The following is a 21,124-nucleotide window of genomic DNA, read 5'->3' as shown; positions in this document are numbered from 1 at the left end:
CGGCTCGCGCGGTCTGCTGACCGGGGGTCGGCGGGCGGGCGGCGTCAGCTCGCGCGGCGCGCGCGGGCCGCGCGGCGCTTCAGGGCGCGACGCTCGTCCTCGGAGAGGCCGCCCCACACGCCCGAGTCCTGTCCGGTCTCAAGGGCGTACTGCAGGCAGATCTCGGTGACCGTGCAACGGGCGCACACCGCCTTGGCCTTCTCGATCTGATCGACGGCCGGCCCGGTGTTGCCCACCGGGAAGAACAGTTCGGGGTCGACGGTGAGGCATGCGGCTTTGTCGCGCCAATCCATTGCAGGGTGCTCCTTGACTGAGGGATGTCTGGTCGTGTCGGGTCGCGATCCAGGGCGAATTCGGGTTCCGCTAGCCTGGAAGCTGTGCGAGCTCGGTGCTCGCCCCACGCCGCTGTGGGAGCACACAACGTGAACAATGCTTTCACAGCCCTGCGGTCGAATCAAGGTTTTTTCTGACGACTTCCCCGCCGGAAGCTAGCAGTTCGCCGAGTGCGCGGGCTGCCGCGGCACGGACGGAAGGAAGACCAGAGGATGCGAACCAACGCGTCGGCGCGGATCGCGACGATCGTCCTGGCGCTGGAGGCACTCGGCCTGCTGATCGTGGCGGGCTGGCAGGTGCTGGAGCTGATGTCGGGCGATGCCGGCTCGGCCGTGAGCGGGATCGCGCTGATCGTGCTGACCGTCATCGGCGCGGCCGCGGTCGCCGCGTTCGCCGTCGGCACCGCGCGCGACATCTCCTGGGGACGCAGCGGCGGGATCGTCGCGCAGCTGCTCGTCCTGGCCGTCGCTCTGGGCGCGGTCACCGGCGCCTACGCCCACCCGCTCATCGGGCTCGGGCTGGCCGTCGTCGGCGTCGCGGGGCTGGTGCCGCTGATCCTCGAGGTGCGCCGCGCGGGGATCGAACGCAAGCGCGACGAGGACGGGCGCCGCTGACTGCTCGACGCGGGGCCGTGGGCTCGGTTCAGTCGACGCCGAGCGCCGCGCGCAGGCGGGCGACGTGGCCGGTGGCCTTCACGTTGTACTGAGCCAGCGTGATCGTGCCCTCGGCATCCATCACGAATGTCGAGCGCAGGACGCCTTCGATCTCCTTGCCGTAGGTCATCTTCTTGCCCCACGCGCCGTACGCGTCGTGCACGGCGTGGTCGGGGTCGCTGAGCAGCGGGAAGGTGAGGCCGTCGCGCTCGCGGAACTCGCGCAGCTTCTCCTCGGTGTCGCGCGAGATGCCGAGCACGGTGTAGCCGGCGCCCTGGAGCGAGCCGATGCTGTCGCGGAAGTCGCACGCCTCGGTGGTGCAGCCGGGCGTCATCGCCGCGGGGTAGAAGTAGACGATGACCTTCTGCCCGCGCAGCTCGTGCAGCGACACCGGGTTCCCGTCCTGATCGGGGAGGGTGAAGTCGGGCGCGGGGTCTCCGGGATTCAGCTCTGCCATACCCCCAGCCTACGGCCGCCCCGCCCTCCGCCTCCCGCCGAGGTTGTCTCCGCCTCCCGCCGAGGTTGTCTTCGGTCCCGCGAGGTTGTGCTCGCTCCCGCGAGGTTGTGCTTGGTCCCGCGAGGTTGTCTTCGGTCTCGCGAGGTTGTGCTCGGTCTCGCGAGGTTGTGCTTGGTCCCGCGAGGTTGTCTTCGGTCTCGCGAGGTTGTGCTCGGTCTCGCGAGGTTGTGCTCGGTCTCGCGAGGTTGTGCTCCGGGTCCGGGACAATCTCGGCGGACGGAGGACAATCTCGGCGGACGGAGGACAATCTCGGCGGATGGAGGACAATCTCGGCGGGAGGGGCGGGAGGGGCGGGAGGGGCGGGAGGGGAGGGAGGGGCGGGAGGGGAGGGTCAGCGATCGGCGAAGGTGGCGAGGAGCCGCTGCAGGGAGTCGAGTCGGCCGGGGGCCGTCGGGCCGAGGCGCCCCGACTCCACCGCCTCGATGATGGCGCAATCGGGCGCGTCCGGCAGGTGCGTGCACCCGCGCGGGCACTCCTTCGCCGCCTCGGCGAGGTCGGTGAACGCGTCGAGGATGTGGTCGGGGTTCACGTGCCCGAGGCCGAACGAGCGCACCCCCGGCGTGTCGATCACCCAGCCGGCGCCCGCCGGCCCGCGATACCGCAGCGACACCGTCGAGCTCGAGGTGTGGCGCCCGCGCCCGGTGACCTCGTTCACGTGCCCGGTCGCACGCCGGGCCTCCGGCACGAGGGCGTTGACCAGCGTCGACTTGCCGACGCCGGAGTGCCCGACGAACACGGTGGCGTGCCCGACCAGCGCCGCGCCGATCTCGTCGGTCGGCATGTGGTCGCGCCGGCTCCGGAAGACGGTCAGGTCGATGCCCTCGAAATGGCGCAGGAACTCGGTCGGGTCGGCCAGATCGGTCTTGGTCACCACGAGAAGAGGGCGGATGCCGGCATCCAGCGCCGCGATCAGGTAGCGGTCGACGAGCCGCTCGCGCGGCTCCGGGTCGGCCGCGGCCACCACGACCAGCATCTGGTCGGCGTTGGCCACCACGATCCGCTCGACCTGATCGGTGTCGTCGGCGCTGCGTCGCAGCAGCGTCCGGCGCGGCTCGATCCGGACGATGCGCGCGAGCGTCCCCTCGTCGCCGGACGTGTCGCCGACCAGCCGCACGCGGTCGCCGGTCACGATGGGCTGCTTGCGCAGTTCGCGCGCACGACTGGCCAGCACCGTGTGCTCGGTGGGCGTGTCCTCCTCGACCAGCACGTGATATCGCCCGCGGTCGACCCCCCAGACCTGGCCGGTGATCGCGTCGGCGTGCTCGGGCCGGCGCTTGGTGCGCGGCCGGTTCGCCTTCGGGTTCGGGCGGACGCGGACATCCGACTCGTCGAACTCCTCGTCGTCGTCCTCGTCGTCGCCGTCGAGCCAGCTCATCGCGCCTGCGCGGCTATGCCGCGGATTCCCCCGACTCGTCGCCCAGCATCCGCGCCCACAGCTGCGGGAACTGCGGCATGGTCTTGGCGGTGGTGCCGATGTCGTCGACCTCCACCCCGGGCACGACCAGGCCGATCAGGGCGCCGGTGGTGGCGATCCGGTGGTCGTGGTGGGCCTTCCACAGCCCGCCGTGCAGCGGCCGCGGCACGATGCGGATGCCGTCCTCGAGCTCGTCGGCCTCGCCGCCGAGCGCCCGCAGGTTCGTCACCAGGGCCGCCAAGCGGTCGGTCTCGTGCTGCCGGATGTGGCCGATGCCGTGGATCGTCGTCGGCGCATCGGCCAGCGCGGCCAGCCCGACCAGCGTCGGGGCCAGCTCGCCGGCCGCCGACAGGTCGATGACGACGCCGGCGATGCGCTCGCCGGCCGTGACATGCAGCGCCCCGCCGCGGCGATGGGTGCGCGCTCCCATGAGCGAGAGGATGTCGGGGAGCATGGCCCCCGGCTGCGTCGAATGCGCGGGCCACCCCGACACCGACACACGTCCGCCGACGGCCATGGCCGCCGCGAGGAACGGCGCGGCATTGGACAGGTCGGGCTCGACGTGGAGGTCCTTGCCCCGGATCGATCCGGCGGGGACGACCCACTCGGTGGGGCTGGGCCGCTCCACCAGCACGCCGCGTCGGCCCAGGGCCTCGATGGTCATGTCGATGTGGGGGATGCTGGGCAGTCGGGCACCCTCGTGCACGAGGTGCAGTCCGACGTCGAACCGGGTGGCCGCCAGCAGCAGGCCCGAGACGAACTGGCTGGACGCGCTCGCGTCGATCGTCACCTCGCCGCCGCGGATCTGCCCGCGCCCGCGGACCGTGAACGGCAGCGCCCAGTGCCCGCCGTCGTCGATGTCCACGCCCAGATCGCGCAGCGCCTTGATCATCGCACCCATCGGCCGGTGCAGCGCACTGGCATCGGCGGTGAGCTCGATGTCGCCGGCCACGAGTCCCGCCAGCGGCGCGACGAAGCGCATCACGGTGCCGGCCTGACCGCAGTCCAGCGTGCCGGTGCCGCGGAACGGCGTGACCGGGGTGATCACCAGATCGTCGCCGAACTCGCCGTCGCCGGGTTCGGCGACGATGTCCACGCCGAGGGCGCGCAGCGCCTCGATCATGCGGGCCGAGTCATCCGAGTGCAGCGGTGCCCGCAGCCGGCTCGGGCCGTCCGCCAGGGCGGAAAGCACCAGCTCGCGATTGGTCAGCGACTTGGAGCCGGGGATACTGACGGTGGCATCCAGCGGGCCGGAGGCCTGCGGCGCGCACCAGGGCGCGTCCGGGGTCGGCGCGGGCCCGGACGTGTCGGGGGAATACCGGAGGTCGGTCATCGGGTTCTACCCTAACGAACCCCCGAGAGGAGCCGGATGATCGCCACCCTGGAGCGCGCTATCGCGCCGGAGATCGCACACGTAGACTTGCCCGCGATGGACCAGTCACAGGCCGCCTCAGACGCGCGCACCCAGTTCGAGGAGCAGGCCCTCCCCTTCATGGACCCGCTGTATGCGGCGGCCATGCGCATGACGCGCAATCCGGCGGATGCCGCCGACCTGGTGCAGGAGACGTTCGTCAAGGCGTTCGCCTCCTGGAAGACGTTCACCCAGGGCACGAACCTGAAGGCCTGGCTGTACCGCATCCTCACCAACACCTACATCAACACGTATCGCAAGAAGCAGCGCGAGCCGTACCAGAGCCCGATCGACGAGCTCGAGGACTGGCAGCTCGGCGGCGCGGAGTCGACGACCGCGCGGACCACCCGCTCGGCCGAGGCCGAGGCCATCGACCACATGCCGGCCAGCGTCGTCAAGGACGCGCTGCAGTCGATCCCCGAGGATTTCCGGATGGCGGTGTACCTCGCCGACGTCGAGGGCTTCGCCTACCAGGAGATCGCCGACATCATGAAGACCCCGATCGGCACGGTCATGAGCCGTCTGCACCGTGGCAGACGCCTGCTTCGTGAACTGCTCGCCGAATACGCACAGGAACGCGGGATCACCGCAACAGGGAGCAAGAAATGACGGACTGCGGCTGCGAGAAGGCCAGGAAGGACCTCGAGGAGTACCTCCGCAACGAGGTGTGCAGCACCGCCGCGACGGACATCCGGGACCACCTGGAGACCTGCCCGGGATGCCGCGACGAGGCGCTCGTCTCGCGCACGCTCACCGAGGTGGTGGCGCGTTCGTGCGCCGAGGCGGCACCCGAGCAGCTGCGCGAGCAGGTGCTGTCGCGGCTGCGCGAGGTGCAGGCCACCCACTGAGTCTGCACTCCGGCGGTTCGACGTCACGTCGTGCCCGCGCCGTCAGGTGGTGAACACCCGCAGCGCGCCGGGGACGGCATCCACCCGCACCGGGAGCGGCCCGACCGGATCGCCGTCGGCATACGCGGTCACGCCGGGGGAGTCCAGCCGGATGCTGCGCACCCGGTACGTCGACACCTCGTCGAGCGCGGTGTGCGTGCCGCGATAGACCCGCGGCAGCAGGCGCAGCAGATGCAGGCGCCCGGCGGGGTGGACCACGGTCACCTCGAGCAGGCCGTCGGCGAGGTCGGCGTCCGGGCAGATCGGGATGCCGCCGCCGTAGCTCGGCCCGTTGCCGATCGCCACGAGCACCAGATCCTGGTCGAGGCGGGTCACGGTGCCATCGGCCTGTTCGAGTTCGAGCGCGAACGGGAGTCCGCGCAGCGTGAGGAACTCGATCAGCAGGGCGATGTTGTAGCGGGACGAGCCGCGGGGCCACCGCATCCGGTTCGCGCGGTCGTTGACCCGCGAGTCCAGGCCGCTGGCCAGCACGGTGCCGAACAGCGTGCTGCCCCCATCGGCGCGGGTGATCCGGGCGAGATCGATCGTGCGCGTGCGGCCCGCGACGACGGCGTCGACCGCGGCATCCACGTCCCCCTCGGCCAGGCCGAGGGCGCCGGCGAAGTCGTTGCCGGTGCCGACGGGCAGGATCCCCAGCGGGATGCCGCTGCCGGCCAGCTCGGGCAGTGCGAGCGCGACCGTGCCGTCCCCGCCGGCCACCAGCACCGCGTCGGCGCCGGCGTCGATGGCGATCCGCAGCAGCGCCGTCGATTCGGCCGCCGAGCCGCCGGCGACCATCGACACCGCCACCCCGCGCGCCCGCAGCCGTGCCGCGGCGCGCACCGCCGCCTCGGATGCCGTGCCGGCCCGGGCGGCCGGGTTCAGCAGGAGCGCGACCGTCATGCGTCGCCGTTCACGGCCACCAGCACGCCGGGATTCATGATCCCGTGCGGATCGAGCGTGCGCTTGGCGGCGCGCAGCAGGTCCACACCGAGCGGTCCGATCTCGTCGACCAGGTAGGGGCGGTGATCGCGCCCCACGGCGTGGTGATGGGTGATGGTGCCGCCGGCGTCCTCGATGGCGCGGGATGCCGCATCCTTGGCCCGCTGCCACTGGCCCAGCGGATCCGGCCCGAGCGCGGCCACGACCGTGAAGTACAGCGACGCGCCGGCCGGGTAGACGTGCGAGATGTGGCACATCACGATCGGCCGGGACAGTGCGGCGTCCAATGCCGTCGTGACCGCGTCCTTGAGCGTCTGCAGCCCGGCCCAGGTGGTGGCGGTCTCGAGCGTCTCGGCGAGCACGCCGATGTCCATCAGCGCGTCCCGCAGCCCGGGGGAGGAGAACCGCCCGCGCTCCCAGGAGCGAGCCGGATCGTCGCCGCGATCGCGTCCCCCGTGCGCCGCGCAGATCTCGGCCGTGCGCAGGCGGGCGGCTGCGGCATCCGTCTCGGTCTCGGCCTCGAACGTGGCCACGGCCAGGCAGCCGCGCAGGCGGGTGAAATGCCCGTCGAGGGCGGCGTTCACCCGCGTCTCGACCGCATCAGAGAGCCGGATGACGGTGGGACGGATGCCGCGCTGGGTGAGCGTGCGGATCGCCTCGGCGCCGGAGGCGAAATCCGGGAAGGTCCAGGCCCCGTAGCCGGTCGCCGCCGGACGAGGCCGCACCTGGACGGTGACCTCGGTGATCACGCCGAACGCGCCCTCCGAGCCCAGCAGCAGCTCGCGCAGATCGGGCCCGGCGGCGCTGCGCGGGGCGCGCCCGAGATCGAGCTCGCCGGCCGGGGCGGCCACCCGCAGCCGGTGCACCAGGTCGTCGAACCGGCCGTACCCGCGCGAGGCCTGCCCGCTGGAGCGCGTCGCAGCATACCCGCCGAGCGAGGCGAATTCGAAGCTCTGCGGGAAGTGCCCGAGGGTGAGCCCATGCGCGGCGAGCAGCTGCTCGGCCTGCGGGCCGGTGGTGCCGGCGCCGAACGTGGCCAGCAGCGACACCTCGTCCAGCACGAGCAGGGCGGCGGTGCGGGCGAGGTCGACGGCGACCACCGGGCGTCGGCGGCCGGTCGCGGCATCCGTCCCGCCGTCCGGCTCGACCCCGCCCACCACCGAGGTCCCGCCGCCGAACGGCACGACGGCGATGCGGCGGGCGTCGCACACGGCCAGCAGCGCCGCCACCTCGTCGTGCGAGCGCGGGCGGGCCACCGCATCGGGTGCGGCCTGCACGATCCCGAGCCGGCGGCGCAGCAGATCGGGACTGCTCTTGCCGCCCAGATGCCGCACGCGCGGCTCGTCGTCGACCGTGATGTCGGCGGCGGTGCGCAGCGCCGCGAGGTCGTCGGCGCCCAGCCGCGAAGCCGGCAGCACCGGCGGATCGCCGCGGCGAACCGGATGCGGGCTCCCGCGCAGCACGGCGCGGGCGATGGCACGCGCGCCGGGCGGAAGAGCGGTCTCGTGCGTCCCGTCGCCCCACGCGTCCCACCTCAGGGGCGGCTGCGGGTCGGGAACGGCGAGCGGGGCAGGCGTCGTCGCCTCATCCGAGGGCATGGCGACAGTATGACATAGAACGTATATTTGTCACATGGTCGACGCCGATACCCAGACGGTCATCCTCGAGGCCGCACTGCACGAGGTGCGGGCGCACGGCATCCGGCGCACCACGGCGTCGGACATCGCCCGTCGCGCCGCGGTCTCGCGTCAGACCCTCTACCGGTACTGGCCGGACGTGCCCGCACTCCTGGCCGCTCTGATCACGCGCGAGCTGGTGGCCGTTCTGCCGCCGCCGGGAGCGCCGGCCGATCTGGAGCACCTGGTCGGGATGCTGGTGGACACCGCCGACCGCATCCGCCGGATGCCGCTGCTGGCGCGGCTGCGCGAGAGCGACCCCGAGCTGCTGGCCCGGTACACGTTCGAGAGGCTGGGCACCAGCCAGCGGCAGATCCACGCCGAGGTGCGCGGGCGGCTGGAGTCCGGGCAGCGGGCCGGATTCGTGCGGGCAGGGGACGCCGCCGCACAGGCGGCGATGGTGCTGCTGATCACCCAGTCCGCCGTGGTGTCGGCACCGCTGGTGGCCGAGTGGGTGGATGCCGCGGCCTGGCGCCGCGAGCTCGCTGACGCGCTGGGCGGCTACCTCGGGCACGGCGATCTGGGGCGAGCCGGGGCGGGGCGGGCGGGGTGACGATCCTCGGGCGGTTCCCGCAGCCGACGGCGCTGAACGCCGCCCGGCGCCGCCGTGAGCTGGCCGCCCTCGGCGACCGTCCGCAGGTCGACGTGCTGGTGATCGGCGGCGGCATCACCGGCGCCGGCATCGCGCTGGATGCGGCATCCCGCGGCCTGCGCACCGTGCTCGTGGAGGCGCACGACCTCGCGTACGGCACCAGCCGGTTCAGCTCCAAGCTCGTGCACGGCGGCCTGCGCTACCTGGCGACAGGCCAGTTCGGCATCGCCTACGAGAGCGCCGCGGAGCGCCACCTGCTGATGACGCGCATCGCGCCGCACCTGACCCGTCCGCTCGCACAGCTGACGCCACTGCACGGATCCGGGTATATCGCCCGCGGGGCATATATCGGACTCGGGTACGGGCTGGGGGACGGACTGCGGCGCGTGGCGGGCACCCCCGGCCGCGTGCTGCACGCCCCGGCACTGATCGGTCCGGCCGAGCTCGTGCGGCGCGCCCCCGCCGTGCGGCAGGAGGGGCTGCATGGCGGCGTGCTCGGCTGGGACGGGCAGCTGTTCGACGATGCCCGCCTGGTGGTGGCCGTCGCACGCACCGCGGCCGGGTACGGGGCATCCGTCCTCACCCGCACGCGCGCGCAGCGGGTGACCGGCGACGGCGCCGTGCTGCGTGACGAGCTCAGCGGCGACGAGCTGGTCGTGCGGGCGCGGGCGGTGGTCTCGGCCGTCGGCGTGTGGGCGGGCGGCATCGACCCCGACGTGCACCTGATGCCCAGCCGCGGCACGCATCTGATCGTCGAGACCGGGCGGCTGGGCGGCTCCGACGTCTCGTTGACCGCCCCGGTGCCCGGCTCGTCCAGCCGCTTCGTGTTCACCGTGCCCGCCCCGCACGGTCGTGCCTACATCGGGTTGACCGACGTGCCGGCGCCCGGACCGATCCCGGACGTGCCTGTGGCGACGGATGCCGAGATCGACATGCTGCTGGCCACGATCAACGGCATGCTGGCGCGGCCGCTGACCCGCACCGACGTGATCGGCACCTTCGCCGGCCTCCGGCCGCTGCTGACCGACGGGCCCGGCGGCGAGCAGACCAGCGATCTGTCGCGTCGGCACGCGGTGGTCGAGTCGGCGGACGGTGTGCTGTCGGTGGTCGGCGGCAAGCTCACGACCTATCGCCGGATGGCGCAGGACGGGGTGGATGCCGCGCTGCGCCGCCGGTTCGCGCAGGATCCCGACGACCGGCCGTGCCGCACGGCGCGGCTTTCGCTGGTGGGGGCGTGGCCGCGCGCTCGGATCGGCGAGCTGACCGCGCCCGCGCGGTTCGTGCGCCGCTACGGTGCCGAGGCGCCGTTCGCCGCCGGGCTGGCGGCCGGGCCGGACGCCGCCCGCGGCGTCACCGCGCAGGAGCTGGTCTGGGGCGTCGCGGTGGAAGGCGCGCTCACCGTCGACGACCTGCTGGATCGGCGCACCCGGCTCGGGCTGGTGACGGCCGACCGCGACGGGTCCGCGTCGGCCGCGGCATCCGCCTTCGACCGCGCGGGCGTGACGCCTGCCTGACCCGGGCTACAGCGTGAGCGCCTGCTCGAGGATGGCGGCGGCCTCGGCCGCGTGCACCTTCGGCGAACCGGTGGCCGGCGACGCCGCCGCCGCCCGCGAGATGCGGCGCACCGGGCGCCCGCCCAGGTGTTCGGCGATCTCGAGGGCGATGAACGGCCACGCGCCCTGGTTCTCCGGCTCGTCCTGCACCCATACCAGCTCGGCGTCCGGGTACTGCGCGAGCGCGGTGTTCAGCTCGTCGATCGGGGCCGGGTAGTACTGCTCCAGACGGACCAGCGCGATCTCGGGGTTCGGGTTCTTCTCCAGCTCGGCGCGCAGATCCCAGTGGATCTTGCCGGCGTGCAGCAGCACGCGCTTGACCCCGGCCTTGTCCGCACCGCGGTCGTCGTCCAGCACCGGCTCGAACTTCCCGCTGAGGAAGTCCTCGACCTGACTGGTCGCCCCGCGCAGACGCAGCATCGCCTTCGGCGTGAAGACCACGAGCGGACGACGCGGCAGCGCGTACGCGTGCCGGCGCAGCAGGTGGAAATAGGATGCCGGGGTCGAAGGCCGGGCGACGGTCATGTTGCTCTGCGCGCACAGCTGCAGGTACCGCTCGATCCGGGCCGACGAGTGGTCGGGTCCCTGACCCTCGTACCCGTGCGGCAGCAGCAGCACGACGCCCGACTGCTGGCCCCACTTCTGCTCGGCAGACGAGATGAACTCGTCGACCACGGACTGGGCGCCGTTGCCGAAGTCGCCGAACTGCGCCTCCCACAGCACCAGGGCGTCCGGCCGCTCGACCGAGTAGCCGTACTCGAACGCCATCGCCGCGTATTCGCTGAGCAGCGAGTTGTATACCCAGAAGCGCCCCTGGTTCGCCGACAGGTTCGTCAGCGGGATCCACTCCTGCCCGTTCTGGCGGTCGTGCAGCACCGAGTGCCGCTGCACGAACGTGCCGCGCTGGGAGTCCTGACCGGCCAGCCGGACGGCGGTGCCCTCCAGCAGCAGCGACCCGAACGCGAGCAGCTCGCCCCAGCCCCAGTCGATGCCCCCGCTGCGGGTCATCTCGCGCCGCTTGTCCAGCAGCTTGTCGAGCTTGGGATGCACGGTGAAGCCCTCGGGCTTGTTCACGAACGCGTCGCCGATCGACTCGATCACCTCGCGGGTGACACCGGTCGTCTCGGGCTCACCCGTGAACGCGGCCGTGCCCGAGGCATCCTGATGCACGACGGGCGAGGTCCCGGTCTCGGCCGCATGCGTCTCGGCGAAGGCGATCTCGAGGCGGTCCTGGAAGTCCTTCTTCGCGGTCTCGTACTCGTCCTCGGTGATGTCGCCGCGACCGACCAGCGACTCGGTGTACAGCCGGCGCACGGAGCGCTTCGCCTCGATCAGGTTGGTCATCAGCGGCTGCGTCATCGACGGGTCGTCGCCCTCGTTGTGCCCGCGGCGGCGGTAGCAGACGATGTCCACGACGATGTCGCGGTGGAACTGCTGGCGGTAGCGGAACGCGACCTCGGCCACGTGCACCACGGCCTCGGGGTCGTCGCCGTTCACGTGCAGGATGGGAGCCTGGATCGTCTTGGCGACATCCGTGGCATACACCGAGGTGAAGCCGTCGTTGGGCAGCGTGGTGAAGCCGACCTGGTTGTTGACCACCACGTGGATGGTGCCGCCGGTGCGGTAGCCGCGCAGCTGCGACATCTGCAGCGTCTCGACCACCACGCCCTGGCCGGCGAACGCGGCGTCGCCGTGCACGATGATCGGCAGGTAGGTGAACGAGCCCATCGGCTTGCGGTCCTGCTTGGCCCGCACGATCCCCTCGACCACGCCGTCCACCGTCTCCAGGTGGGACGGGTTGGCGGCCAGGTGGATGGGCAGCTGCTCGCCGCCGTCGGCCACGAACGTGCCGTCCATGCCGAGGTGGTACTTCACGTCGCCCGAGCCGCTCTTGTTGCCGATCGCGACCGACCCCTCGAACTCGCGGAACACCTGGCCGTACGTCTTGCCGGCGATGTTGCTGAGCACGTTCAGCCGGCCGCGGTGGGCCATGCCGATGGCGGCGCCGTCCATGCCGGTCGTGGCCGCACCCTGCAGGATCTGGTCGAGCAGGGGGATCAGCGATTCGCCGCCCTCCAGGCTGAACCGCTTCTGGCCCACGTACTTGGTCTGCAGGAACGTCTCGAACGCCTCAGCCTGGTTCAGCTTGCCGAGAATGCGCAGCTGCTCGTCGTGGCCCGGCTTCTGGTACTTGACCTCCATGTTGTCCTGGAACCACTTGCGCTGGGTCGGGTCCTGGATGTGCATGTACTCGATGCCGATGGTGCGGCAGTACGAGTCGCGCAGGACGCCGAGGATGTCGCGCAGCTTCATCTGCCGCTTGCCGCCGAAGCCGCCGGTCACGAATTCGCGGTCGAGGTCCCAGAAGGTCAGCCCGTGGGTCTCGATCTCCAGGTCCGGGTGCGTCCGCTGCACGTACTGCAGGGGATCGGTGTCGGCCATCAGGTGTCCGCGGACCCGGTACGAGTTGATCAGCTCCTGGACGCGCGCCGTCTTGTCCACGCGCTCGGCGACGTCGACCTTGATGTCCTGCGCCCACCGGATCGGCGCGTAGGGGATCCGCAGCGCCGCGAAGATGTCGTCGTAGAAGCCGCGCTCGCCGGCCAGCAGCTCGTGCACCTTCTTCAGGAACTCGCCCGAGCCGGCGCCCTGGATGACGCGGTGGTCGTAGGTGCTGGTCAGCGTGATCGTCTTGCCGATGCCCAGTTCGTTCAGGGTCTTCGCGCTGGAGCCCTGGAACTCCGCCGGGTACTCGAGGGCGCCGGCGCCGATGATGCAGCCCTGGCCCTTCATCAGCCGGGGCACGGAGTGCACGGTGCCGATTCCGCCCGGGTTGGTCAGCGACACCGTGGTGCCGGCGAAGTCGGCGGCCGTGAGCTTGTTCGCCCGGGCGCGCTTGATCAGATCCTCGTACGAGGCGAGGAACTCGTTGAACGTCAGGGTCTCGGCGCGCTTGATGCTCGGCACGAGCAGCGCACGGGTGCCGTCGGGCTTGGGCAGGTCGATCGCGATGCCGAGGTTCACGTGCACGGGCGCGACGACCGAGGGCTTGCCCTCGACCTCGGCGTAGAACACGTTCTGGCTCGGGAACTCCTTGAGCGTCTGGATCAGCGCCCAGCCGATCAGATGGGTGAAGCTCACCTTGCCGCCGCGGGTGCGCGCCATGTGGTTGTTGATCACGATCCGGTTGTCGATCATGAGCTTGGCCGGGATCGTGCGGACGCTGGTCGCGGTCGGGACGGTCAGCGACTGGTCCATGTTGGCCGCGAGCGTCTTGGACATCCCGCGCAGCGGGGTCACGACATCCTCGTCGGCCTCGTGCTCGGCGGCCTCTCCGTTGGTGGGCTTCACCTTCGGGGCCTGGGCCGGCACCGGCTGGGGCGCGGCGGGCTTGGCGGTGGTGCGCGCCACCGGCTTGGCGCCGATCACGGGCACGGGCGCCGTGACCGGGTGGGCGTCGGCGGACGGACTGGTCACCGCGGGGGCCGTGGTGGCCGTGTCGCCGGTGCCGCTGGGTGCGCTGGTGTCGACGGGGTGGTAGGCCTCGAGAATCGGCCACCACGCCTTGTCGACCGAGTTCCTGTCCTTCGTGAACTGCTCGTAGAGTTCGTCCACGAGCCATTCATTGGCCCCGAACTCTCCTTCGCTTGAAGTCCCGACGCCGCTGACCTGGCTCGACACGTCCGTTCGCCTGCTTTCCTCGCTGAGAATGTGGGTCATACGAGGCCCTCCGAGGGCCCTGCCGCATGACGGTCAAGCCTAGTCCAGACACCTGGGCACAGGCTTGGCGCGCGGCGCGCGTCGAAGGCACGATTCGGCATCACTTTCCGCTCCGGAAGGAATCGTTACCCTTGACGTCATGGAGTTCTACGGCGAGCAGCCCGCGGTCGATCTGACGTATTCCGACGTGTTCCTGGTGCCGCGCCACTCGGACGTGCGTTCCCGGCTCGACGTGGACCTGTCACCGGGCGACGGGACCGGGGCGACGATTCCGCTCGTGTCGGCCAATATGAACTCCGTCACCGGCGCACGGCTGGCCGCCACGCTGGCCCGCCGGGGCGGGCTCGGCGTGCTCCCGCAGGACATGCCGCTGCAGGAGCTGGATGCCGCGATCCGCTGGGTGAAGGCCCAGCCGGTGCCGTGGGACACGCCGATCGTGCTGCCCTCGCACACGACGGTCTCGGCCGCGGCCCGCATCCTGCCGCCGCTGGAGGGCTACGGCATCGTCGTCTCGGATGCCCCCGGCGAGCAGATGACGATCGACGACGTGCACGGCGTGGTCTCGGCGGGGCGGCTGGGCACGGCCCTGCCGGACGCACGGCTCGGCGATCTCGTGCACGCGCGGCCCACGGCGATCGACGCCGACGACGTGACCGATGCCCGGCATGCGTTCGACCTGATCGTGGACAGCGCGGCCGAGACCGTCTGCGTGCTGCGTCACGGCATGCTGGTCGGCACGCTGTCGCGTCGCAGCGCGCTGCGCAGCACGGTGTATCGACCGGGCGTGGACGCCGACGGCCGACTCATCGTCGCGGCGGCGATCGGCATCAACGGCGACGTGGCGGCCAAGGCGCAGGCGCTGGCGGCGGCCGGGGTGGACGCCCTGGTGGTCGACACCGCGCACGGACACCAGGACGGCATGCTGCAGGCGCTGCGGACGGTCGCCGATCTCGGGCTGGACCTGCCGCTGGTCGCGGGCAACGTCGTGACCGCCGAGGGGGTGCACGACCTCGTCGTGTCCGGAGCGTCGATCGTCAAGGTGGGCGTCGGTCCGGGTGCGATGTGCACGACGCGGATGATGACGGCGGTCGGCCGTCCCCAGTTCTCGGCGGTGCTCGAGACCGCGCAGGCGGCGCACCTGATGGGCGCCCACGTGTGGGCGGACGGCGGCGTGCGCTACCCGCGCGACGTGGCGCTCGCGCTCGCGGCGGGCGCGGCATCCGTCATGATCGGCTCGTGGTTCGCCGGCACTGTGGAGGCGCCCGGCGAGCTGCTGGCCGACCTCGACGGCCGCGTGTACAAGGAGTCGTGGGGGATGGCCTCGACCAAGGCCGTGCACGAGCGGTTCGGCCGGCTGGACGCGTACGAGCTGGCGCGCAAGGAGCTGTTCGCCGAGGGCATCTCGTCGTCGCGCATCTATCTGGACCCGCTGCGCCCGGGCGTGGAGGACCTGATCGACATGATCACCGCCGGCGTCCGGTCGTCGTTCACCTACGCGGGCGCCCGCAGTGTCGCGGAGTTCCAGGACCGCGCCCGCGTCGGCCTGCAGTCCGCCGCCGGGTACGACGAGGGCAAGGCTCTGCCGGTCAGCTGGTAGGCGGGATCCCGGCGTCCGCGCTGTCGTTTCCCGCTTACGCTGTCGTCTTGGCGGCGGCGTCCGGGTAGCGCGGTCGTTTCCCGCTTGCGCTGTCGTTTCTTTCGGGCGCGGATGCTGATTTCGGTAGCGCGAGTCGGCTGGGCGCTTGTGAGGCGGGCGGACCCGGCGTCCGCGCTGTCGTTTCCCGCTTGCGCTGTCGTTTTGGCGGCGGCGTCCGGGTCGCGCGGTCGTTTTCTGCTTGCGCTGTCGTTTCTTTCGGGCGCGGATGCTGATTTCGGTAGCGCGAGTCGGTCGGACCTCGCGGGGCGCTTCACTCCGGCGTCCGCGCTGTCGTTTCCCGCTTGCGCTGTCGTTTTGGCGGCGGCGCCCGGGTCGCGCTGTCGTCTTCTGCTTGCGCTGTCGCTTCTTTCGGGCGCGGATGCTGATTTCGGTAGCGCGAGTCGCCGGACCTCGCGGGGCGCTTCACTCCGGCGTCCGCGCTGTCGTTTCCCGCTTGTGCTGTCGTTTTGGCGGAAGCATCCGGGTCGCGCGGTCGTTTTCTGCTTGCGCTGTCGTTTCTTTCGGGCGCGGATGCTGATTTCGGTAGCGCGAGCGCTCGCCGCCGGCGCGTTCGATAGCCGGACCATCGACGACTACGGGCGCGGCTTGGCGCAGGGCAGGCCGTCGCCGGTCAGGATGTCCCACAGTCGTCGCGGGTCGTCGGCATCCTTCGCCTCCCAGCGGGAGAAGCCGCGCACCTCGCGGCGGATCTCGTTCTCGCGGTTCTTCTCGTCGATCACGATCGCGGCGGGATTCCGATCCACTCCGAACTCGGGGCTCAAGTACTTTCCTCGCCCGTCGACTTCGCCCCAGTGATCGGCGTCGGGGAAGTAGAAGTCGCCGAACACGAGGCGACCGCTCGGCAGCGTTCGCCGCTCCTGCAGCCGTGGCGTCGGGAATCCGAGCTGCGCGATGACGACGCGGCTCTGCGATTCGCGGACGTTCGCGGCCAGCGGGTTGGCGAACTCGATGACGCGCCGGGCTCGCGCGTCGCCGCGACGGGGTTCGCTGCGGTCGAGCAGGGCGAGAATCTCCGCGATGGTGGTCAGCGGTCCGCCGGGTCGGTTGAGCCAGATCGCCTGATCCACGGCGCTGACCGCGCGGATGAACGGAAGGTACCGGGCGAGATCGAGCGCGGTCTGGGCTGCGCTGGTGATCTCGTGTGCGCCGAACGGCGTGCGTTCGACGTCGTCCAGGCCGAGCGCGTGTCGCCGCACCGCCCCGCCGGAGCGGCCTCCCGTGGTGCGCCGGGTCGTGACATCCACTCGGCGCGGCCACATGCCGAGGACGTCGATGCCATGCACCGCGGCCGCGGCGAGATGCGAGACAGCGGCGGGCTTGACGAGCCGACGCACCACCTCGTGGACGCGGGCGGCATGCTGCTCGATCGGCTTCAGGCCGTTCCAGTCGTCGGCCCTGGCATACGCGCCGGCCGTGATCCGGATCCATTCACGGGACTCGATCGCGCGCCGCAGGGCCGTGTCATCGATGAGTTCCAGCGGGCGGTCCCGGCGGCGGACGATCAGCAGGTCGGCGGCGGTGCGAACGGTCATGTCTCGACTGTGCCGCATCGGCGGGGACGTCCGAGGCTGAGCGACGCGATCTGGGGAAGGGAGCACGGTTGCTTCCGGATTGGACTGTCTGGGGAGGAGACGGCGCCGCCCCGGCGCGATCGTCTTCTGCTTGCGCGTGGGTCTGGCCGCGCCTCCCCGGGCCGCGCTGTCGTTTTCCGCTTGCGCGGGTGTTTCTTTCGGGCGCGGATGCTGATTTCGGTAGCGCGAGTCGTGAGGGCTTCGTGCGCGGGGCTGGTCGCGGCATCCGCGCTGTCGATTTCCGCGTGCGCTGTCGTCTTCCGCGTGCGCGGGTCTTCTGGCGGTGCCCCCTGGGTCGCGCTTTCGTTTTCTGTTTGCGCGGGGGTCTGGCCGCGCCTCTCTGGGTCGCGCTGTCGTTTTCTGCTTGCGCGGGGGTTTCTTTCGGGCGCGGATGCTGATTTCGGTAGCGCGAGTCGCAAGCGCGGGTGGGGAGCGCGAGTGGTCGCGCGGCGCACACCGACCCCGCCGGGCGCAGCCCCCCCGCGGCGCACACCGCCCCCGCGCGGCGCACACGGCCCCGCGCGGCGCACACCGCCCGCCTCGGCGCACACACCCGCCCCGCGCGCAGCGCCGGCCAGCGGCTGTCGTAGACTGTTCCGCACGATGGACGACCCGCCGAGTCGCAGACCCACGCCCCACGAACCTGCCCCTGCGAACGGGGGTGACGCGTGATGGACTACGTCATGCTGGGCGTGGGGCTCCTGTTGACAATCGGGACCGGCCTGTTCGTGGCCAGCGAGTTCGCCCTCGTGAATCTGGACCGGGCCGACCTCGAGGCGCGTCAGGATCGCGGCGAGACCCGTCTGCAGATCACGATCGGCGCGCTGAAGAAGACCTCGACGCATCTGTCCAGCGCCCAGCTGGGCATCACGCTGACCACGCTGCTGACCGGTTACATGATGGAGCCGGCGATCTCGAACCTGCTGCGTCCGGTGTTCGCCGCGTGGGGTGTGCCGGTCGCCGCCGCCGGGCCGATCGCCGCGATCATCGGCGTCGCGATCGCCACGATCCTGTCGATGATCCTGGGCGAGCTGGTCCCGAAGAACTTCGCCCTGGCCCTGCCCCGGCAGACCGCCAAGCTGGTGCTGCCGTTCCAGGTCGCATTCACCGCCGTGTTCCGGCCGGCCGTGGCCGCGCTCAACGGCTCGGCCAACGGGGTGCTGCGCGCGATGGGCGTCGAGCCCAAGGAGGAGCTGTCCGGCGCCCGCACCGCGTCCGAGCTGTCCAGCCTGGTCCGCCGCTCGGCCAGCGCCGGCGTGCTCGAGCAGGACACGGCATCCCTGCTGGATCGCAGCCTCACCTTCTCGCGGCTGACCGCGGCGGACGTGATGACCCCCCGGCCCAGCATGCATGCGCTGGCCGCGGACGACTCCGCCGACGAGGTCATCCAGCTCGCCCGTCGCACCGGGCACAGCCGCTTCCCGGTGTACGACGAGTCGATGGACGACATCGTCGGCATCGTGCACCTGAAGGCCGCCGTCAGCGTGCCCGCCGAACGTCGGGGGGATGTCCCGGCCGCCGCGCTCGCGTCGGAGCCGCTGCGGGTGCCCGAGGCGGTGCACCTGGACAGCCTGCTGGCCGAGCTGCGCTCGCGCGGATACCAGCTGGCGATCGTGATGGACGAGTACGGCGGGACTGCCGGGATCGTCACCCTCGAGGACCTCGTCGAGGAGATCGTCGGCGAGGTGCTGGACGAGCACGACCGCCGTCGCGCCGAGATCGTGCGCGGCGGAGAGACCGTCACGTTCCCCGCGGACTGGCGCCCCGACGAGCTCGAGGACCGCGCCGGGGTGCGCGTGCCCGTCGGCGACGTGTACGACACCGTCGGCGGTTACATCATGAGCGTGCTCGAGCGGGTGCCCCGGCCCGGGGACGAGGTCGAGATCGAGGACGGCACGCTGAGCGTCGCCCGGATGGACCGCCGGCGCATCGAACGGGTCACGTTCACCCCGGCTCCGCACCCCGCCGAGTCCGAGGACGGTGAGCGCCGATGAGCGACTGGGCCGGAATCGCATGGCTGGTGATCCTGCTGTTGTTCAACGCGTTCTTCGTCGGCGCGGAGTTCGCCGTCATCACCGCGCGCCGCTCGCAGATCGAGCCGCTCGCCGAGGCCGGGTCGCGTGCGGCCAAGACGGCGCTGTTCGCGATGGAGCACGCCACCCTGATGCTGGCGACCACCCAACTGGGCATCACGATCTGCTCGCTGCTGATCCTGAACGTGTCCGAGCCGGCGATCCACCACCTGCTGGCGGCGCCGCTGGGACTGACCGGGGCGGCCGAGGCGACCGTCGACGTCATCGCGTTCGTGATCACACTGGTGCTGGTGTCGTACCTGCACGTCGTGTTCGGCGAGATGGTGCCGAAGAACCTGGCGTTCTCGCTGCCCGACCGGGCGGTGCTCCTGCTGGCGACGCCGCTGGTCTGGGTCTCGAAGGTGTTCCACCCGGTGATCGTCGTGCTGAACTGGATGGCCAACGCGGTCGTGCGCCTGTTCCGGGTCGAGCCGAAGGACGAGGCGGCGTCGACCTTCACGCTGGACGAGGTGGCCACCATCGTGAACCGGTCGCGGATCGAGGGGGTGCTGGAGGATGCCTCCGGCACGGTCGCCGCGGTCGTCGAGTTCACCGACAAGAAGGCCGCCGACACGGCGGTCCCGCTTCCGGATCTGGTCACGCTGCCGCGCACCACGACCCCGGCCGCGATCGAGCGCGCCGTCGCCCAGCACGGCTTCTCGCGCTACGTGATCGTGGACGAGACGGGCGAGCCGGTCGGGTACGTGCATCTGAAGGACGTGCTGGCCGCGGCGGAGAATCCGGATGCCCCCGCCGACGTGGACCGCCCGATTCCGGCCAAGCGCATCCACCACATGGTGCCGGTGCTGGCCACCACCGACCTCGAGGACGCCCTCGCCCTCATGCGGCGCGCCGGCCGGCATCTCGCCCAGGTGCGGGACGCGGAAGGGAACACCGTCGGCGTCCTGTTCCTCGAGGACGTGATCGAGGAGCTGATCGGCGAGGTGCAGGATGCCACGCGCCGCAGTCATCGCGGCAACGGGCGCTGACCGGCCCGGCCCTCAGGCCCGGCGCAGCCGCCCCGGTGATGCGCCCGGCCTCAGGCCGGCCGCGGCCGCGCCCGCAGATACTGCGCCGGCCAGTAGTCGATCGTCTCGCCCAGCTCGGTGCTGGCCCGCAGGGCGAAGTGCGGGTCGCGCAGCCACTCCCGCGCGGCCATCACCGCGTCCGCCGAGCCGTCCGCCACGATCTGCTCGGCATGGGCGGCGCCCTCGATCAGCCCCACTGCGCTGACCGGCACGCCCGCCTCGCGGCGCACGTGCGCCGCGAATCCGACCTGATAGCCGGGTCCGGTCGTGATGCGCTGGTGCGCGACCAGGCCGCCGCTGGAGACGTCGAACAGGTCGGCCCCGTGCTCGGCCGCCCAGCGCGCGACCGTCGTGGTCTGGGCGAGATCCCAGCCGCCGTCGGCCCAGTCCGTCGCCGACAGCCGCACCAGGATCGGCAGCTCCGGCACCGCCCGGCCCACGGCATCCACGATCCGCAGCAGCAGCCGCGCGCGGCCGCGCAGGTCTCCGCCGTAGTCATCGTCGCGACGGTTGGACAGCGGCGAGAGGAACTGGTGCAGCAGGTAGCCGTGCGCGCCGTGCAGCTCGACCAGGTCGAATCCCGCCTGGCGTGCCCGCACCGCGGCGGCGGCGAAGCCGTCGACCACCCGGTCGATCCCGGCCTGATCCAGCGCGGCCGGCGCGGCCAGCCCCTCGAACGCCACCGGCGACGGGGCGACGGTGGGCCATCCGCCGTCGGCGACCGGCACCGAGCCGGACTGCGGCGCGAACGGCGCCCACGTGGACGCCTTGCGCCCGGCGTGGGCCAGCTGCACGCCGGCCACCGCACCGCGGGCGTGCAGCGCGGCCACGATCGGCGCCCAGGCATCCCGCTGCGCGTCGTTCCACAGCCCGGTGTCGTCGGGTGAGATCCGCCCCTCGGGCACGACGGCGGTGGCCTCGGCCATGACCAGGCCCGCCCCGCCGGATGCGAACTGCGCGAGGTGGGTGTGATGCCACTCCTGCGGCATCCCGTCCACGGCGCTGTACTGGCACATCGGCGAGACCCACAGCCGGTTGCGCACGGTCACGTCGCGGATGGTCAGGGGAGTGAAGAGGATGCTCATTCGCGGGACTCCG

17 protein-coding genes are annotated in these 21,124 nt (G+C 71.7%); 8 read left to right on the top strand and 9 right to left on the bottom strand.

The window, feature by feature from the left end; all coding sequences use genetic code 11:
* Positions 1-44 precede the first annotated feature (44 nt).
* Complete coding sequence (locus AC0L6F_RS05070; RefSeq protein ID WP_039397845.1) at positions 45-293, bottom strand: WhiB family transcriptional regulator; 249 nt, start codon at positions 291-293, stop codon at positions 45-47.
* 252 nt (positions 294-545) lie between these two features.
* Between AC0L6F_RS05070 and AC0L6F_RS05065 the strand changes: the two genes are divergently transcribed.
* Positions 546-947: a histidine kinase gene (locus tag AC0L6F_RS05065; protein WP_274637875.1), complete on the top strand. Its 402-nt coding sequence runs from the start codon at positions 546-548 to the stop codon at positions 945-947.
* 28 nt (positions 948-975) lie between these two features.
* Here AC0L6F_RS05065 and bcp read toward each other — a convergent pair whose 3' ends face one another.
* The 3 genes from bcp to aroA all read right to left on the bottom strand — a co-directional run bounded on the left by bcp (position 976) and on the right by aroA (position 4,250).
* Positions 976-1,443, bottom strand: coding sequence for a thioredoxin-dependent thiol peroxidase (bcp, locus tag AC0L6F_RS05060; RefSeq protein ID WP_473539394.1), 468 nt, complete (start codon positions 1,441-1,443; stop codon positions 976-978).
* Between the two features lie 391 nt (positions 1,444-1,834).
* A complete protein-coding gene (gene rsgA, locus AC0L6F_RS05055; RefSeq protein ID WP_473539393.1) occupies positions 1,835-2,878 on the bottom strand; it encodes a ribosome small subunit-dependent GTPase A in 1,044 nt (347 codons plus the stop codon).
* Between the two features lie 13 nt (positions 2,879-2,891).
* Complete coding sequence (gene aroA, locus AC0L6F_RS05050) at positions 2,892-4,250, bottom strand: 3-phosphoshikimate 1-carboxyvinyltransferase (RefSeq protein ID WP_274637878.1); 1,359 nt, start codon at positions 4,248-4,250, stop codon at positions 2,892-2,894.
* Between the two features lie 96 nt (positions 4,251-4,346).
* Here aroA and AC0L6F_RS05045 point away from each other — a divergent pair, with 96 nt between their 5' ends.
* Entirely contained in the window at positions 4,347-4,937 is a 591-nt protein-coding gene (locus AC0L6F_RS05045; RefSeq protein ID WP_259613174.1) for a sigma-70 family RNA polymerase sigma factor, read from the top strand.
* Positions 4,934-5,176 (top strand): zf-HC2 domain-containing protein, encoded by a 243-nt coding sequence (locus AC0L6F_RS05040; protein ID WP_274637879.1) that lies wholly within the window; start codon positions 4,934-4,936, stop codon positions 5,174-5,176. Before AC0L6F_RS05045 ends, AC0L6F_RS05040 begins: the two co-directional genes overlap by 4 nt.
* A 42-nt stretch (positions 5,177-5,218) precedes the next feature.
* Here the strand turns inward: AC0L6F_RS05040 and AC0L6F_RS05035 are convergent, their stop codons facing one another.
* Both AC0L6F_RS05035 and AC0L6F_RS05030 read right to left on the bottom strand, forming a co-directional pair.
* Positions 5,219-6,118, bottom strand: coding sequence for a diacylglycerol kinase (locus AC0L6F_RS05035; protein ID WP_473539392.1), 900 nt, complete (start codon positions 6,116-6,118; stop codon positions 5,219-5,221).
* The gene (locus AC0L6F_RS05030) at positions 6,115-7,755 is read right to left on the bottom strand and encodes an FAD-binding oxidoreductase (protein WP_473539391.1); all 1,641 of its coding nucleotides are present in this window, start codon (positions 7,753-7,755) and stop codon (positions 6,115-6,117) included. The genes AC0L6F_RS05035 and AC0L6F_RS05030 overlap by 4 nt, the downstream gene beginning before the upstream one ends.
* A gap of 34 nt (positions 7,756-7,789) precedes the next feature.
* On the opposite strand from AC0L6F_RS05030, the gene AC0L6F_RS05025 reads away from it, so the two are divergent.
* Both AC0L6F_RS05025 and AC0L6F_RS05020 read left to right on the top strand, forming a co-directional pair.
* Positions 7,790-8,386, top strand: a complete 597-nt coding sequence (locus tag AC0L6F_RS05025; protein WP_473539389.1) for a TetR/AcrR family transcriptional regulator — start codon at positions 7,790-7,792, stop codon at positions 8,384-8,386.
* Complete coding sequence (locus AC0L6F_RS05020) at positions 8,383-9,939, top strand: glycerol-3-phosphate dehydrogenase/oxidase (RefSeq protein WP_473539388.1); 1,557 nt, start codon at positions 8,383-8,385, stop codon at positions 9,937-9,939. The genes AC0L6F_RS05025 and AC0L6F_RS05020 overlap by 4 nt, the downstream gene beginning before the upstream one ends.
* Positions 9,940-9,945: 6 nt before the next feature.
* Here AC0L6F_RS05020 and AC0L6F_RS05015 read toward each other — a convergent pair whose 3' ends face one another.
* Positions 9,946-13,659 (bottom strand): multifunctional oxoglutarate decarboxylase/oxoglutarate dehydrogenase thiamine pyrophosphate-binding subunit/dihydrolipoyllysine-residue succinyltransferase subunit, encoded by a 3,714-nt coding sequence (locus tag AC0L6F_RS05015; protein ID WP_473539387.1) that lies wholly within the window; start codon positions 13,657-13,659, stop codon positions 9,946-9,948.
* A gap of 178 nt (positions 13,660-13,837) precedes the next feature.
* On the opposite strand from AC0L6F_RS05015, the gene guaB1 reads away from it, so the two are divergent.
* Positions 13,838-15,295, top strand: a complete 1,458-nt coding sequence (gene guaB1, locus AC0L6F_RS05010) for a GMP reductase (protein ID WP_473539386.1) — start codon at positions 13,838-13,840, stop codon at positions 15,293-15,295.
* A 632-nt stretch (positions 15,296-15,927) separates the two neighbouring features.
* Here guaB1 and AC0L6F_RS05005 read toward each other — a convergent pair.
* A complete protein-coding gene (locus AC0L6F_RS05005; protein ID WP_473539385.1) occupies positions 15,928-16,887 on the bottom strand; it encodes a hypothetical protein in 960 nt (319 codons plus the stop codon).
* 710 nt (positions 16,888-17,597) lie between these two features.
* On the opposite strand from AC0L6F_RS05005, the gene AC0L6F_RS05000 reads away from it, so the two are divergent.
* Both AC0L6F_RS05000 and AC0L6F_RS04995 read left to right on the top strand, forming a co-directional pair.
* A complete protein-coding gene (locus AC0L6F_RS05000; protein ID WP_473539956.1) occupies positions 17,598-18,920 on the top strand; it encodes a hemolysin family protein in 1,323 nt (440 codons plus the stop codon).
* The gene (locus tag AC0L6F_RS04995; RefSeq protein WP_473539384.1) at positions 18,917-19,987 is read left to right on the top strand and encodes a hemolysin family protein; all 1,071 of its coding nucleotides are present in this window, start codon (positions 18,917-18,919) and stop codon (positions 19,985-19,987) included. Before AC0L6F_RS05000 ends, AC0L6F_RS04995 begins: the two co-directional genes overlap by 4 nt.
* 50 nt (positions 19,988-20,037) lie before the next feature.
* Here AC0L6F_RS04995 and AC0L6F_RS04990 read toward each other — a convergent pair whose 3' ends face one another.
* The gene (locus AC0L6F_RS04990) at positions 20,038-21,111 is read right to left on the bottom strand and encodes an NADH:flavin oxidoreductase/NADH oxidase (protein WP_473539383.1); all 1,074 of its coding nucleotides are present in this window, start codon (positions 21,109-21,111) and stop codon (positions 20,038-20,040) included.
* Positions 21,112-21,124 lie beyond the last annotated feature (13 nt).

It is taken from the genome of Microbacterium sp. G2-16M, from assembly GCF_055809115.1.
The sequence above is the reverse complement of the archived record's forward strand: the minus strand, read 5'-3'. Positions and strand labels throughout refer to the sequence as shown.

Excerpts from the sequence above, each read along its gene's own strand:
- AC0L6F_RS05025 (WP_473539389.1), top strand. The coding sequence starts at position 7,790 with ATGGTCGACGCCGATACCCAGACGGTCATCCTCGAGGCCGCACTGCAC.
- rsgA (WP_473539393.1), bottom strand. The coding sequence starts at position 2,878 with ATGAGCTGGCTCGACGGCGACGACGAGGACGACGACGAGGAGTTCGAC.
- AC0L6F_RS05040 (WP_274637879.1), top strand. The coding sequence starts at position 4,934 with ATGACGGACTGCGGCTGCGAGAAGGCCAGGAAGGACCTCGAGGAGTAC.
- AC0L6F_RS04990 (WP_473539383.1), bottom strand. The coding sequence starts at position 21,111 with ATGAGCATCCTCTTCACTCCCCTGACCATCCGCGACGTGACCGTGCGC.
- AC0L6F_RS05005 (WP_473539385.1), bottom strand. The coding sequence starts at position 16,887 with ATGACCGTTCGCACCGCCGCCGACCTGCTGATCGTCCGCCGCCGGGAC.
- guaB1 (WP_473539386.1), top strand. The coding sequence starts at position 13,838 with ATGGAGTTCTACGGCGAGCAGCCCGCGGTCGATCTGACGTATTCCGAC.
- AC0L6F_RS05065 (WP_274637875.1), top strand. The coding sequence starts at position 546 with ATGCGAACCAACGCGTCGGCGCGGATCGCGACGATCGTCCTGGCGCTG.
- aroA (WP_274637878.1), bottom strand. The coding sequence starts at position 4,250 with ATGACCGACCTCCGGTATTCCCCCGACACGTCCGGGCCCGCGCCGACC.
- AC0L6F_RS04995 (WP_473539384.1), top strand. The coding sequence starts at position 18,917 with ATGAGCGACTGGGCCGGAATCGCATGGCTGGTGATCCTGCTGTTGTTC.
- AC0L6F_RS05030 (WP_473539391.1), bottom strand. The coding sequence starts at position 7,755 with ATGCCCTCGGATGAGGCGACGACGCCTGCCCCGCTCGCCGTTCCCGAC.
- AC0L6F_RS05035 (WP_473539392.1), bottom strand. The coding sequence starts at position 6,118 with ATGACGGTCGCGCTCCTGCTGAACCCGGCCGCCCGGGCCGGCACGGCA.
- AC0L6F_RS05070 (WP_039397845.1), bottom strand. The coding sequence starts at position 293 with ATGGATTGGCGCGACAAAGCCGCATGCCTCACCGTCGACCCCGAACTG.
- bcp (WP_473539394.1), bottom strand. The coding sequence starts at position 1,443 with ATGGCAGAGCTGAATCCCGGAGACCCCGCGCCCGACTTCACCCTCCCC.
- AC0L6F_RS05045 (WP_259613174.1), top strand. The coding sequence starts at position 4,347 with ATGGACCAGTCACAGGCCGCCTCAGACGCGCGCACCCAGTTCGAGGAG.
- AC0L6F_RS05000 (WP_473539956.1), top strand. The coding sequence starts at position 17,598 with ATGGACTACGTCATGCTGGGCGTGGGGCTCCTGTTGACAATCGGGACC.